The 14,280-nt window shown below is 68.5% G+C and carries 10 protein-coding genes; 5 read left to right on the top strand and 5 right to left on the bottom strand.

Annotated features, from left to right (window positions below; all coding sequences use genetic code 11):
* Positions 1–60 precede the first annotated feature (60 nt).
* Positions 61–1,287: a VpsF family polysaccharide biosynthesis protein gene (locus tag ACZL02_RS02990; protein WP_472938693.1), complete on the top strand. Its 1,227-nt coding sequence runs from the start codon at positions 61–63 to the stop codon at positions 1,285–1,287.
* Here ACZL02_RS02990 and ACZL02_RS02985 read toward each other — a convergent pair.
* Together ACZL02_RS02985 and ACZL02_RS02980 are read right to left on the bottom strand one after the other, a co-directional pair.
* Positions 1,253–2,533 (bottom strand): glycoside hydrolase family 5 protein, encoded by a 1,281-nt coding sequence (locus ACZL02_RS02985; RefSeq protein ID WP_472938692.1) that lies wholly within the window; start codon positions 2,531–2,533, stop codon positions 1,253–1,255. The genes ACZL02_RS02990 and ACZL02_RS02985 overlap by 35 nt on opposite strands.
* On the bottom strand, positions 2,530–3,810 hold the full coding sequence (locus ACZL02_RS02980; protein WP_472938691.1) for a DUF1972 domain-containing protein: 1,281 nt from the start codon (positions 3,808–3,810) through the stop codon (positions 2,530–2,532). The genes ACZL02_RS02985 and ACZL02_RS02980 overlap by 4 nt, the downstream gene beginning before the upstream one ends.
* 158 nt (positions 3,811–3,968) lie before the next feature.
* On the opposite strand from ACZL02_RS02980, the gene ACZL02_RS02975 reads away from it, so the two are divergent.
* Entirely contained in the window at positions 3,969–5,126 is a 1,158-nt protein-coding gene (locus ACZL02_RS02975) for a glycosyltransferase family 4 protein (protein ID WP_472938690.1), read from the top strand.
* Entirely contained in the window at positions 5,126–6,391 is a 1,266-nt protein-coding gene (locus tag ACZL02_RS02970) for a hypothetical protein (RefSeq protein ID WP_472938689.1), read from the top strand. Before ACZL02_RS02975 ends, ACZL02_RS02970 begins: the two co-directional genes overlap by 1 nt.
* A 61-nt stretch (positions 6,392–6,452) precedes the next feature.
* Here the strand turns inward: ACZL02_RS02970 and ACZL02_RS02965 are convergent, their stop codons facing one another.
* From ACZL02_RS02965 to ACZL02_RS02955, 3 genes are all read right to left on the bottom strand, one after another.
* Positions 6,453–7,985 (bottom strand): glucosamine inositolphosphorylceramide transferase family protein, encoded by a 1,533-nt coding sequence (locus tag ACZL02_RS02965; protein ID WP_472938688.1) that lies wholly within the window; start codon positions 7,983–7,985, stop codon positions 6,453–6,455.
* A 279-nt stretch (positions 7,986–8,264) separates the two neighbouring features.
* A complete protein-coding gene (locus tag ACZL02_RS02960) occupies positions 8,265–9,422 on the bottom strand; it encodes a GNAT family N-acetyltransferase (RefSeq protein ID WP_472938687.1) in 1,158 nt (385 codons plus the stop codon).
* A complete protein-coding gene (locus ACZL02_RS02955; RefSeq protein WP_472938686.1) occupies positions 9,419–10,408 on the bottom strand; it encodes a sterol desaturase family protein in 990 nt (329 codons plus the stop codon). The genes ACZL02_RS02960 and ACZL02_RS02955 overlap by 4 nt, the downstream gene beginning before the upstream one ends.
* 393 nt (positions 10,409–10,801) lie before the next feature.
* On the opposite strand from ACZL02_RS02955, the gene ACZL02_RS02950 reads away from it, so the two are divergent.
* Both ACZL02_RS02950 and ACZL02_RS02945 read left to right on the top strand, forming a co-directional pair.
* Positions 10,802–12,961, top strand: a complete 2,160-nt coding sequence (locus tag ACZL02_RS02950) for a putative bifunctional diguanylate cyclase/phosphodiesterase (protein WP_472938685.1) — start codon at positions 10,802–10,804, stop codon at positions 12,959–12,961.
* A gap of 107 nt (positions 12,962–13,068) precedes the next feature.
* Positions 13,069–14,274, top strand: coding sequence for a TIGR03862 family flavoprotein (locus ACZL02_RS02945; protein WP_472938684.1), 1,206 nt, complete (start codon positions 13,069–13,071; stop codon positions 14,272–14,274).
* Positions 14,275–14,280 lie beyond the last annotated feature (6 nt).

Here is a 14,280-nt window from a genome sequence, read left to right as displayed (position 1 = left end):
GCCGGTAGCATCGAAGTTTTGACACCCAGGTCCCCTCGCCGCCCGGTGACGCGGCTTTTCGTGGTCGTCAAATTGGCGGTGCTGTTCGCCGTCTCCGGCGGCCTGCTCTGGGACCTCGGCATCAATTACGAAGGCCTCAGCGGCAGCGGCGCCTCGAAGATCCACCCCTCGACCTACCTGATGATCCTCCTGTTCGGCTGGATGACCCTCACCTCCGGCAATATCGTCGCGTACATCGTCGACGTCGCCGGCCGCCGGCCGGCCAGCGTCTTCCTCGTGGTCGCGACCCTCATCACCTTCGTGCAGACGGTACTCCGCCACGGACCGGGCATGGCCGGGCTCCTCGATACCTTCCTGCCGGCTGCCCTCGTCGTGATGATGATGGCGCGCTTCGCCGACCGCAGTCTTCGCGACGCCGAGCTTCTCATCCACGTCGTCATGACCGTGAACGCGGTGATGGCGCTGGTCGAGCTCGCAAGCGGGCACCTGTTCTTCCCCTACCGCTTCGACGGCGCGGTGTTCGAGACCGACCTCCGCTCCTCGGCGCTGCAAGGCCATCCGCTGGCCAATGCACTGATCACCGCGCCCTACGCGCTGGCGGTGATCAGCGGCGGCGGCACGCTGTCCGGGCCGACACGCCTCGTCCTCTTCGCCTTGCAATGCCTCGCCCTCGTCGCCTTCGGCGGGCGCTCGGGCATGGTGGTGACGCTGGTGCTCGGCGGCGGCTATCTCGTCGTCGCCGCACACCGGGCACTGTCGAGCGGGCGCATTCCGCTGATCGCCGGCGCGGCGGTGGCGCTGATCCTCACCATGCTGCCGATCGCGCTCGGCGGCCTCGCCGTCTCCGGCTTCTTCTCGACGCTGACGGACCGTTTCGTCGAGGACGGCGGCAGCGCCAATGCGCGGGTGAAGATGTTCGACATCTTCGGCTACCTGCCGGCGAGCGATATCATCTTCGGCCCGGACGCCGCCTTCGTCGACAGCGTCCGGCGGATCAACGGGCTGGAATGGGGCATCGAGAACCCGATCGTCAGAACGCTCCTCTACCAGGGCGCGCTGATCACCGTGCTGCAGACCATCGCGGTGACGTGGTTCCTGTTCGAGATCGCGAAATTCACCCGCCGCGGCATCTTCCTGCCGATGCTCGGCTTCGTCATCCTCCTCAACACCGCCGAGAGCATCGGCGCCAAGACAACGCTGCTGACGAAGTTCGCGGTGATGATGCTGTGCTTCTACCCGCCGTCCCAGGCGCTCAGCCGGGTGCGGCGAGGCCCAGCGCCGACGTGATGGCGGGGTCGAGGCGGCGGGTGGTCTCGTCCATCATGCCGAGCCCGTCGAAGAGGTTCCAGAACGCCCAGCCGAAGCCGCTCTCCTCGGCCGCACGGCGGACATCGCCGACGTAGCGCGCACGGTCGTCCGGATCCGCCGCGACATAGCGCCCGCCGCTCTTCAACGCCCCGAACTCGCCAAGCAGGATTTGATCGCGCGGAATGGCGTTGCGGTCGGCGAAGGCCAACATGTCGGCGAAGAAGCCGTCGATGAACCCGCGGTCCGGCTGCGCCTCGAAATACTGCCGTAGCACGGTCTCGGTCTCGGCATAGGCGCTGGCCTTGTCCGCCGCGGACGTTTGGCGGTCGGCGGCCATCTGCCGGCGCACAGCGGCCAGCGTGTGGTCGAGGGTGCCGGCCGAACCAGGCCAGGGCACCGCGTTGAGCGCGCGGTAGACCGGCTCCGACATCCACGGCGCGCCCTGGTGGGTGAAGAGGTAGGGCTCGTAGAAATGGAAGGTGAAGAGCATCGGCCCGCCATCGGCCGCCGCCTGCGGTTGCCCCTCGGCAAAGCCGGACACCATGCTGCCGCAGGCCCCGGTCGCGACGTAGGTGAGGTCCGGCGCCGCACGCCGCGACGCCCTGACGAGCGAGCGCTGCACCGCCTGCCATTCCCGCGCACCGCACGCCTGGAAAGGCTCGTTCACCGGCTCCAGCGCAACGCGGTCCTGCGGAAAGTCGGCAAGGCCGGCAGCGAGATCGCCGACCAGACGCCGGAACGCGTCGAAGGCCGGCGCGTCGACGCTCGCAAACATTCGCTCGGGCCGCCAATGGTGCGTCGCGGCATTCGCCTGCAGGTTGACGATGACGCCGAGGTCCGCCGACAGGCCGAGGCGCACGGCGTCGAAGAGCTCGGCGAGCAGCGCGGTACGGCGGCGACCGGAAAAGGCGATGAACGGCCCGGGATCGACCGGCAAGCGGATGAAGTCAAAGCCCGCCGACCGCAAAGCCTTGAGATCGGCCGACGTCGGCACCGGACGATCCGCCTGGAACGGCGGCCAGGCATAGTCGGTGCGGGGCGCCGGGTATTCGGTGGTCAGCGAGAACCAGGGCCAAGTGCTGATCCCGCGCCGGAATACCGCGGGCGCCGGCGCGGCAGGCGCGGGACGTGCAACCTTCGCGGGAACAGCGAGCGGCAGCAGCGCCGCGGTGCCGGCGGCGGCGAGGAGGCGGCGGCGGCTCCAGCCCGTCCCGCCGGCGCTCATCGCGGACGACGCGATCCATTGGCGGCGCGCTGCTCATCCGTCGGCGCGGCCGCAGCCTTGCCCGCGACAGCCAGCGGCGTGCGCGCGTCCGGAAGGACGCTGCGGGGAGCGTCGCGGGGCGGGACGTCGGCCGGGCGCCGGGCCGCGCCGCGCCGCGAGGGCCGCTCCTGCGCGATGATCTCCCGCTCATAGGACTCGAGGATCTCCGTCCAGTCGAAGCGGGCCGCCTCGGCATGGGCGATCGCCCGGGTTTCGCCTTGCGAACGCCCGCCTTCCAGAGCGTCCTGCATCAGCCGCTCGCAGCTGTCGGCATCGGCGAAGAAGACCCCGGCCTGGCCGGCCGTCCACCGGTTGAACTTGTTGTCATGCGCGATCACCGCATTGCCGGCCGCCAGCGCCTCGACCAGCGATGGGTTGGTGCCGCCGACCATGTGGCCGTGCAGATAGGCGGCGGCGTGGAAGCGCAGCGCGCGCACGGTCTCGGCGTCGTAGATCGCGCCGGGAAACAGCACCTCGTCGCTGGCCGCGGCCTGGATGGCGCGGTGGTAGGCATTGGTCTCGTCGAGCGTGCCGAGCACCACCAGCCGAGCCCCGCGCGGCCGGCGCGAGAAAGCCTCGACCATCGTGAGGATGCTGTTGTCTGGCTCGAGGCGGGCGATCGAGACGAGATAGCGCCTGGGCGTCAGGCCGAGGGCCTCGACCGGCTCGGTCGGGGCGGCGTGAAATATGTCCGCGCCGTAGGGGATCATCACGCTGGCGCTGCGCGGCCGGCGGCGCGCGAGATGGTCCTGGATCGCCGGATGATCGGCGATGAGGCGGTTCGACGTCCAGGCGGCGATCCACTCATTGACCCAGAACCAGGCCTTGACCAGCGGGCCCCATTTCTCGCGGCGCCATTCGATGCCGTCCATGTTGGTGAGGAGGCGCCGGCCGCGAAGCCGCAGATAGGGCAGGAAGACGGCGCCGTTGTAGCCGAGGACGAGGCAGACGGCGGACCGCCCTGCGGCATGCCGGATGCAGCGCCAGTCGAACAGCAACGTCGCCGCCGGCCCCTTGGCCGCGACCTTGACGACGATCTGCTCGATGCCATTCCAGTGGTGCGAAGCGATGCTCTCGTCCTCGCCGGCCAGAACCTCTTCCTGGCAATAGACGCCGACATCCCAGCCGCGCCGGACTAGAAACAGCGCGAGGTTTTCGGCAAACGTCTCGAAGCCGCCGTGCGAGGCCGGCACACCGCGCGTTCCCAAAATGAGCACGGAGTGTTTATCAATGGGCACGATTGAAATTCCTTCAAGCAGGCATCTCGCCTATCACCGCCCGAGTACATAAGCTATAAAAGCTTCCGTCATAATCCCGAAATGCCCCTAATCATTGGCATTAATACTTATTAAGAAGCGCTCCGTTAGCCCACGCCGTTCAAAAACTTGAGAATTGTATGAAAATTATCTGCGTTCATCAAGGCTATGAACTCTACGGCTCCGACCGCAGCTTTATCGAAAGCGTTGCTGCCATGCGCGCGGCCTATCCTGCCGCAGATATCGAGGTCGTCCTGCCCCGCGACGGCCCCATCGTCGGGCCGCTGCGCAAGCTGGCGACGCGCATCGCCTTCGAACCGCTCTTCATTCTTCGTCGGCGCGGTCTTGTCCGCATGCTCGTCACCGCGCCGGTCCGGCTGCCGCTGGCCGTGGCGCGCGCGGCCCGGCGCTTTCGGAACGCCGATATCATCTACATCAATACGACGGTGGTAATCGACTACGCATTGGCGTCGCGGCTATTCCCCGGCAAGGCGGCGCTGCACGTGCACGAGATCCCGGAGGGGCGGGCGATGGCGGTATTTCGCCGGCTCCTGCTCTGGAGCCGGGCGCGGATCGTCTTCAACTCGCGCGCGACGCGCGATGCCTACGCCCTGCCGCCGGGGACGCCGACGCGCATCATCTACAACGGTATCCCGATCCCCGCGCAGCCGCCTCGGGCTCCCCGCGACGCCGGACAGGGCCTGAACGTGCTGATGCTCGGCCGGATCAACCGGATCAAGGGCCAGGAAGTACTGATCGAGGCCGTCGACCGCCTCCCGCCGAACCTCAAGACGCGGGTCGCGGTGCGCGTCGTCGGCGATGCGTTCGAGGACCCTGCGCGCGAGCAGTCGCTGCGGGCTCTCGTCGCGGCGAAGGGCCTCTCCCGGACCATCGCCTTCTCACCCTTCATGGCCGACCCCTCGGCGCATTTCGAATGGGCGGACATTCTCGCCATCCCGTCGCGCCGACCGGAATCGCTCGGGCGGGTCGCGATCGAGGCAATGGCCTACGGGCGGCCGCCCCTCGCCTCCGCCATCGGCGGACTGGCGGAGATCGTCGAGGACGGCGTCACCGGGTGGCTGGTCCCGCCGGACGATGCGGGTGCGCTGTCGGCACGGCTTGCCGACATCATCGAGAACCCGGCGGGCTGGTCGGGCTTTGCCGCCGAGGGCCGCCAGCGCTACGAGACGGTGTTCAGCGCCGAGGCGGCCTCTGCGGCCATCGCGTCGCTGATCGCCGAGATGGCGGCGCAACCAGAGAAACCCCAGCCGGCGACGGGCGAAACTTCAGCGGCATGATGTCCAAACTGATCCACCTCGGCAAGCGCTCGGCCATCATGCTGGGCGGCGAGATCATGCAGAGTGCGTTTCATTTCGCGCTGAGCATCGTCCTCATGCACGCCCTCACGCCGAACGATTACGGCGTCTTCGCCATCGTCCTCCTGATGGGCGGGCTGTCGTTGACCTACATGCGCTCGCTGGTCGGCATGCCCGCGGCGCTCCTGATCCCGCCGCATGCCGGCACGCGCCGAACCTTGCCGCACGAGGTGGCGCTCGGCTCCGCAGCGCTCGCCTATGCCGTGCTGATCGGGCTGATCGTCGCGCTGGTGCTGCATTTCTGGCTGCAGGCCGATGCGGTGGCGGGCGGCCTGTTCGTCGGGCTCTGGTCGCTCCGCAGTTCGCTGCGCAGCACGATGTTCGCCAAGAACAGCCAGGGGCTCGCCAGCCTCAGCGACATGGCCTTCACCGCCAGCGGCGCCCTGTTGTCGACCCTCCTGTTGACCGGGCTGCCGGCCGTCGACCCGCTGCAGGGCGTGTTCGTGGTGCTGGCGCTCGCCAATGCCATCGCCATCCTCGCCGCGCTGCTGCTGCAGCGCCAGCGGCCGCGCCTCAGCTACCGCCGGCAGCGGCTGCGCCACTACGCCCGGATGTCGCGGCAGATCGCGTGGTCGACGGCGGGAACGACGATGGGCAACATCCAGGCGCAAGGCCAGGTGCTGCTGATCGCCGCGATCGCCGGGCCGGCCGCCTATGCGCCGGTAGCCGCGATGCTGGTGTTCTTCGCCCCCTTGCGGCTGGTCTCCTCGGCGCTGGCGAACATGATCCAGCCGGAGCTCTCCGCCCTCACCGCCCGCGGCGAGGAGAAGCAGGCTGCCGCGCTGACGCGCCGCTGGACGGTGGCGACCGGCGGCATCGGCGTCGTCTATGGCCTCGCGGTGGCCGTGGGCATGCCGATGCTGGCGACGCCGATCTTCGAGGGCCAGCCGCGAACGCTGATCGCGGGCCTCGCCTGGTGCATCTCGATGGCGCCGCTGCTGTACGTCATGCCGAAGATCCTCCTGGAGGTCCGTCACCGCTTTCGCACCCTGGCGGCGATCAGCGCGGTCAGCGCGGTCCTCGGCATGGCGCTGGTGGCCATCCTGCTGGTGCTGACGACGCCGGTCTATTCGCTGGCCGGAAGCCTTGCCTCGGAGATCCTCGTCCTCCTGTGCTGCTGGGTGGCGGTCAACCGATCGCGCGCGGGCCGGCAGCCCGCGGGACGGTCCGCCGCCACCTCGGTTTGACGCGGCGTCCAAGACGCCGTCGCAGCCCGAAAGTCTCCGACGCGGACGCCTTCGGCCGAAATCAGAAGCGCCGCGGTGCCGTTGCGGAACCGTCGATGAACTCGAAGGAACCCGAGCGGTTGAGGGTGTGCAGGCGACGGCCGGGCCAGCCGGGACCGGCCCGGAGGATCGTCTCCACCGTCTGGGCGAAACCGCCATCGTCGAGCCGCTCTACGCGCGCCAGCCCGAGCGCTGCGCCATAGCCGTTGCGGCAGTCCTGCACCGGGCGCCAGAGAACGCCGTCGCGCTCAACCATCCGGCCGGCCGGCCGCGCCGAGGCGATGTCGATCAATACGGGATTTCCGGCATGCGGCCGGAAGGGGCCGCGGAAGCTGTCCGCCGACCAGAGGTGCAGCACGTCGGAGAACGCCCCGGCATTGCCGTCGCGGACGGTCGCGAACATCCAGAAGCGACCGTCGCGCTCGATGAGGGTGGCGTCGCTCGCCACGATCCCGGAGAGCAGCGTCTCCTCCTTGACCCAGCCGCCGGGAAAGGCGGTCGCGCGGTAGAGTTCGACGGTGCCGGCGCCGCTGCTCTCCGGGATCATCCACAACTCCCCCTCGGCGGCGAAGACGAAGGGATAGGAGAGATGGCAAGGCCGCTCGAGCACGGGTTCGGGCCGCCCGATCGGACCGTCCGCGCCCATTTCCACCACGGAGATGATGCCCCGGCCGAGGGCATGCTGGAAATCCTCGACGAAGAGGAAGGTCCGCCCCTGATGCTCGATGGCGAAAGGATCGGCATAGAACCGCTTGCCGTCGTCGGGAAGGTCCGTCCATCCGCCGGCGGGATGCTGTGGCCGGTCGACGAGATCCGGGCCGTCGATCCGCCTCCAGCCGACCCGCCAGTGCGGCGAGGCGAAGCACAGTCTGTAGCTGTGGCGGACGGCGGCGCGCGCCATGGTCCTGGCGGCCCGCACCGCGAGGCGACGGGGCCGCAGGTGGTGATGGCAGGGAGTGGCATAGGCGATCGCCGCGGCCGGGGCCCTCGCCGGCGCCTGCAGAGTGGCAAGGGCCGAGAGGATCACCGTGACGACGCGCGACAGCCCGTCCTCGAACGCCTCGCGCGTCACGCCCGGGTTCTCGGTGCCGAGCCGGGCGGCGATCACCAGATGCGCTCCCTCGCGGATCTCGGCGACCGGGGCGTGGTGCGCGAAGACGGAGGCGAGAAGCCCGCCCTCGCCCGCGATGCCGTCATAAGTCAGCCGCCAACGGCGCGGCGGCGCCGGTGCCTCGCCACCATCATCAGGGGAGCTGCACCCGCCATCGGTGAGGTCGAGGACAAGGCCCGGGCTTGCCGCTCCCGTCCCGAATTTGGCGAAGGCGCCGGGCAGGACGCTCGCGCTGGCGGCCGGCGGCGAAAGGCCGTAGGCGGCGGCCTCGAGGCGGAAGATCCGCTCGGCCCCGACCGGCAGACCCGGTCCGTCGTCGACGAGCACCGCTTCCACCGCCAGCCCGCACGTGGCCGACATCCGCTCGAGCAGGTCGAGCTGCCACTGCCGCAGTGCTTGCGCCTGCAGCAACACCCGCACCCCGAGCGCCTGATTCCTCACCATGCATTTCCCCAAGCGCAGAGGTCGACGGTCCTGCCGCCCGCGTCGGTCACGCCCATTTCCGCACGCCACGGAAACAACGCGAAACATGCCGTCCCGCTGAGGAATTCGCCGCAGGCGCCGCCTATGCCACGATCATTGCCGCGCGCCAAGGCATGCCGTTGCCGGACCGCCCCGACTTCATGCCAAGGTCGACACGCCTGCACAATCTAGACGCGTGCGTATTCGGCGGAATGTACGAAGCTGGCGCGATAGAATTTCGCTGGCACTCCCACACGCGCGCTACGCATCCTCGGCGGCCGCCATCGGAACCGGGCGCGCCTGCCGCGCCCGGAAGGCGCGGAAGGTCTCGGCCGAGCGCTCGGCGATGACGGCCAGCGCGCCGGGCAAGGTCCTCTGGCCGATGACCGAATCCAGGCGGACGCTGGTATTGGCGAAACGCTGCTTGAACGGCTCGGCACCGCAGAGGAAGTCGACCATGCCGATCCCGTGGTCGATCGACCACTGGATGTAGTCCATCATCAGCACCATGCCGGGCGATCCCCGCTCGACCGCCGGGTCGTAGCTGGTGACGAAGGCCATCATCGTGCCGGCCTGCTCGAAGTTGATGGAGATGGCGATGACGGCGCCGTCGCACTCGAGCACGAAGATCCGCAGGATGCCGGCCTCGGCCAAAACGTCGACGAGAGCCGACAGCGTCTGCGCGCCGTCGTCGTAGAGATCGGAGCGGTTGCCGGTGGTGGCGAGCCATTGCCGCTTGAAGGTGCCGAGGCACTCCAGGATGGGGCCGCGCGGCGCATCGGCCGGCAGCAGGCGAAACGCCAGCGTGCCGGTCTCGCCGAGGAATTTCTGGCCGCGGCGATAGTTCTGCCGGGTCTTCTTGGAATGTCCCTGCAGCCAGGCGGCACCATCGGTGAAAGGACCGGCGACGCGGTAGCTGGTCTCGGCGCGGTGATGCGGGCTCAGCCGGCTGCGGCGCGCCGGCGCGAGCAGCGCGCGGGCCGCGGCGGTCGGCAGGAGACGGTTGAGGTAGACGAGATCGAAGCCGCCGGCCGCCGAGAGATGTTCCCACATCCGCGGCAGGATCGCGGTATCGGCGCCAGGCGCGAGGAGCGCGTCGCCGTAGTCGGTATGGTCCTTCGCCGCCCATTCCAGGAGGCGCAGGCCCCGCCGGCGGCAGGTCGCCAGCGGCAGCACGGCGATCAGCCGCTCGCCCTCCCAGGCGAGGACGATCATCAGCTTGCGCCGCTCGCGGTCCGGCAGCGTCCGCCACCAGGCGCCGATCCAGTGCGGGCTCTGGAAGATCAGCGCGCCGGCTTCGCACCAGAGACCGTGCCAGGCTTCAGTGACCGCCGTGAGGCGATCGGCGGTTCGGACGATCTCCAGCCGCTCCGGTGCGGGCCCGGCGTCCGCAATGGCTGCCGGCGCCGCCCCGTTCACGAGAGGGTTTCGGGCTGCGCGGCCGGCTTGACGCGGCGGCGATACGCCTTGGCGATCAGGCGTCCCATCTTCTTCAGCGGCAGAATGTAGAGCCCGGACAGCGACTGGTAGTCCCTGACGTCCCGGTCCATCAGCCCGAACTTGAAGTCCTCGTCGCGCTCGGGAACGCAGAGCGTGCCGAACAGCCGGTCCCAGAACGAGAACAGCAGGCCGAAATTCTTGTCGTAGTGCCGGGGATCGACGCTGTGGTGCAGCTGGTGCCAGTGCGGGCAGAGGACGACGTTGTTCAGCGGCCCGAACGAGATCTTGAAATGCGTGTGCCGCACGAAGTCCATCATCAGGATATTGCGCATGACGTAGACGTTGATGCCGAAGACCGTCAGCTCGACGAGGTTCAGCTGCAGCACCGCCCAGATGCCGAAGCAGATGCCGGGGATGACGCCGTCCCAGATGCGGTTCATCAGCTCGTCCAGCGGATGCACCCGGTCCTTTGTGATGCCGACCATCACCTCGGCGGAGTGGTGCACCTTGTGCAGCTCCCAGAGGATCGGGAAGCGGTGCTGGGCCGTGTGGTAGAGGTAGTAGGAGATGTCGTAGGCGAGCAGCATGGTGATGGTGAACAGCACAACCGTCACCGGTCCCGCCGGCCCGGCGATCAACGGGGCCTCGATGCCGAAGGCGCTGGTGATGGCGAGCTTGGTGACATAGCCGACGGCGACGACGAAGGTGATGCCGGCCGGGATCAGCAGGAGGGGCATCAGCGCCTTCTTGGTGATCCAGAACAGCAGATCCGCCTTGGCCGAAGGGTGGAGCGCGACTTCCTTCGGCAGCGCGAACTCGAAGAATTCGCCGAAGGAGCGATGCTCGCTGGTGCGGAAATAGGCGACGATCGCCGAGACCAGTGCCGTCAGGAACAGGAGGCCGGTGGCCACGAGCCCGGAGACCGACAGCTTCTCGTAAAGGGTTTCCAGCAGCGCTGCGTTCACGGCCTATCCCCTGGACCATCTACATCGGGCGTCGCCAGCCGCAAACGCCATCCGCAAAGGCATACGCCCTGCGGCTCCCGACGCCATTTTCTCAACTGGCAGATGTCGGCATAGGCTAACCGATCTACCGCCGGCTTGTCGAATTGCCCTGCCCTGACGCTAAAGCATTCCTGAGCACATGGTAAATGTCACGAACAGTTTTTCCAGCTTCGTCAGAAGATTACGGCATTCTACTGCCGCTAACCATTCGGCGCTCGATAATGCAATGGATCGAAAACCGGGCGGAAACGAAAGGCTTCGTCAAACATTGCTGGCTACCAACGCTATGTAGCTAGTGAGTAGAGCCCTTTGCCCCAAGTTCGCGCCCGTTTTTCACGACAACTTGCGGTGCTGATGGCGGCGGTCTTCATGGCGTCGCTCGCCATGCTGGTCTTCTACGTGCTGTCGGGCGCATCGACGGTTGACGCCAGTTCGCTGGAGCGGGACCGCTCGCTGCTGGCGCAGGCGGTCAGCGAGGCGAAGCGCGACATGAGCCGGGATCAGCAGACGATCGCCTTCAACGACGAGGCCGTGACGCGGACGCGGGATGGCGACCTGTCCTGGCTCGAGGCTCATATCGCAGACCGCATGCGGCAGTTGTTCGGTCATGACCGGACCTACGTTCTCGGCCCGGACGATCAGCCGATCTATGCCATGGAAAATGGCGAGACCGTCCCAGCCGCGCGTTTCGACGAGATCGCCGGCACTGTGGGACCGCTGGTGCGCAAGCTACGCGCCCAGATGGACATCGGACGGTATCGGACGAGCAATTCCATCGCCGACATCGGCACGATCGGCACCTTGCCGGCGATCATCGGCGTCAGTGCGATCCTCCGGTCGGGCGATCTGACGGAGCGCGAGCCGAACCGTACGCCGCTTATCGTCTCCACCCGGTCGATCGACACCAAGCTGCTCGACGGCATCGGCATGGAGTACATGATCCCGAACATCGCCTTCTCGCCGGGCGACAATCATTCGTCGGACCGTGCCAGCCTCGAACTGCGGAACAGCCGCGGCAAGCAGATCGGGTTCATCACCTGGGAGCAGCGCCGGCCCGGCCGCCGGCTGATGAACGAGACGGCACCGGTGATGGGCAGCGTGTTCGTGCTCATCGTGCTCCTGATCGCGGTCCTCTCCGAGCGGCTTCGGCGCTCGGGATCGCGGCTGGAGGCGAGTGAATCCCATGCCAATCACATCGCCTTCCACGACGGCCTGACGGGCCTTGCCAACCGGTCGCAGTTCCACAAGAGGCTCAACGCCATGCTGGATGCCCGGCAGGCCGATGATCGCGGTTTCGGGCTGCTCTGCCTCGACCTCGACCGCTTCAAGGAAATCAACGACACTCTGGGCCATCCCGCCGGCGACGATCTGATCCGCCAGGTCGCCCGGCGCTTCCAGTCGGTCATCGGCCCGCGCGACCTGCTGGCGCGGCTGAGCGGCGACGAGTTCGCCATCCTGACGCCGGACATCGCAACGATCGACACCCTGGCGGCGCGTCTGATCGCCGTCACCAACGAGAAGTTCGATCTCGGCGGGTCGCCCGCCTGGGTCAGCGTCAGCATCGGCGGCGTCCCGATCGCGGATCCCTCGCTGACCGGCACCGAGATCCTGCGGCGCGCCGATCTGGCGCTCTACCAGGCGAAGGCGATGGGCCGCGCGCGCAGCTTCATCTTCGACGCGACGCTCGATGCCCTGGCCCGCGAGAAACGCCTGCTCGAGGCCGATCTGCGCGCGGCACTGGAGACCGGCCAAGGCTTGAGCCTCGCCTACCAGCCGCTGTTCGGCGCCGATCTCGCGACCATCGTCGGTGCCGAGGCGCTGATCCGCTGGCGGCATGCGGAGCGCGGCAACGTCTCGCCGGCCTACTTCATCCCGATCGCCGAGGAACGCGGCCTGGTCGCTGCCCTCGGCGAGTGGGTGATACGCGAGGCGTGCCGGACGCTGGACGAGATCGACATCCCCTGGATCGCCGTCAACGTCTCGCCGATCCAGCTGAAAACCGCGGGCTTTGCGGCGAAGGCGATGGCGATCCTCGCGGAGGCGCGCATCGATCCGCGGCGCATCCAGATCGAGATCACCGAGGGCGTGCTGATCGACCCGACGCCGACCATCGTCGCAGCGCTCGCCGCCTTCCGCGCGGCGGGCGTGCGGGTCGCCCTCGACGATTTCGGGACGGGGTATGCCTCGGTGCAGTATCTCGCGCGCTACAGCGTCGACAAGATCAAGATCGACCGCTCCTTCGTCCAGGATGTCGGCAATCCCGAGGTTTCCCCCGCCATCGTCCGGGCGATGGTGGATCTTGCGGGCGCCCTCGGGATCGCGGTGGCCGCCGAGGGCGTCGAGACGGTGCGCCAGCGTGACGGGCTGATCGCGCTCGGCTGCGGCGAACTGCAGGGCTATCTCCTGTCCCGTCCGATCTCGCAGACCGACCTTGCCGTCCTCTGCGCCACCACGCAGTTGCGCCTGTTGCTGCGCGATGTTCCCGCCGAGCCGCTGCGGCGCCTGCACGCCTGACCGGCGCCGAAACGCTTGCGACCGCCGGGATACCCGATATAGCCAAGCTCAGTCGCCCGCCATCGTCAGAAGGCGACGGCGCGGGCTGGCGGGAAAGGGCGGAGATCATGGAGGTCGCGATCATCGGCGGCGGGCCGGCGGGGCTGATGGCGGCCGAGAGGCTGGCCGGCACGGGTCATGCCGTGACCGTCTACGATGCCATGCCGACGCTTGGCCGGAAGTTCCTGCTCGCCGGCAAGTCCGGGTTGAACCTCACCCACTCCGAAGACCTCGCCAGCTTCATCGCGCGCTATGGCGCGGCAGAAGGGCGGATGGGCCCGGTGGTCGCGGCGTTTGGCCCGCCGGAGGTGACCGAATGGGCGGAGGGGCTGGGCACGCAAACCTTCGTCGGCTCGTCGGGCCGGGTCTTCCCGACGGCGATGAAGGCCTCGCCGCTGCTTCGCGCCTGGCTTGGGCGGCTCACCGAGCTCGGTGTCCGCCTAAGGCCGCGGCACCGCTGGACCGGCTTTGATGCCGCCGGTGGCCTCGTCTTCGACACGCCCGAGGGACCGCTGACGGTCCAGCCGGACGCGACGGTGCTGGCGCTCGGCGGGGCAAGCTGGCCGCAACTCGGCTCGAATGCCGCCTGGGTGCCCTGGCTCACGGACCGCGGTGTCGCCATCCTGCCGTTCCAGCCGGCCAATTGCGGCTTCGACGTCGACTGGAGCCCGCATTTCCGCGACCGCTTCGCCGGCGAACCGGTGAAGTCCGTCGTGGCGACCTCGGCGGCCGGCACGATCCAGGGCGAGTTCGTGATCAGCCGGGACGGCATCGAGGGCAGTCTCGTCTACGCGCATGCGGCAGCGCTGCGCGACCAGTTGGCAGCGGACGGCGCCGCGCATCTCCTGCTCGATCTGGCGCCGGGGCGGACGGCAGAGCAGCTGTCGCGCGACTTCGCCCGGCAGCCGGGCAAGGCGAGCTTCTCGAACCGGCTGCGCAAGAGCACCGGGCTTTCCGGCGTGAAGGCCGGCCTGCTGCACGAGTTCGCGGGGGGCACCGACCTGCTGGTGCCCGACCGGCTGGCGGCGCGCATCCAGGCGCTGGCGGTGCCGGTGGTGCGGCCGCGGCCGATCGCCGAGGCGATCTCCTCGGCCGGCGGCATCGCGCTCGATGCGGTCGACGAACGCTCGATGCTGACGGCGGTGCCCGGCGTGTTCGTCGCCGGCGAGATGCTGGACTGGGAAGCGCCGACCGGCGGCTATCTGCTGACCGCCTGCTTCGCGTCCGGACGGGCGGCGGCCCTCGGCATCGAAGCCTGGGCGGCGGCCCGGTAGGCCGCA

The organism is Mesocryomonas fontinalis, from assembly GCF_055730125.2.
Note: the sequence above shows the minus strand (reverse complement) of the source record. Positions and strands in the feature narration are given on the sequence as shown.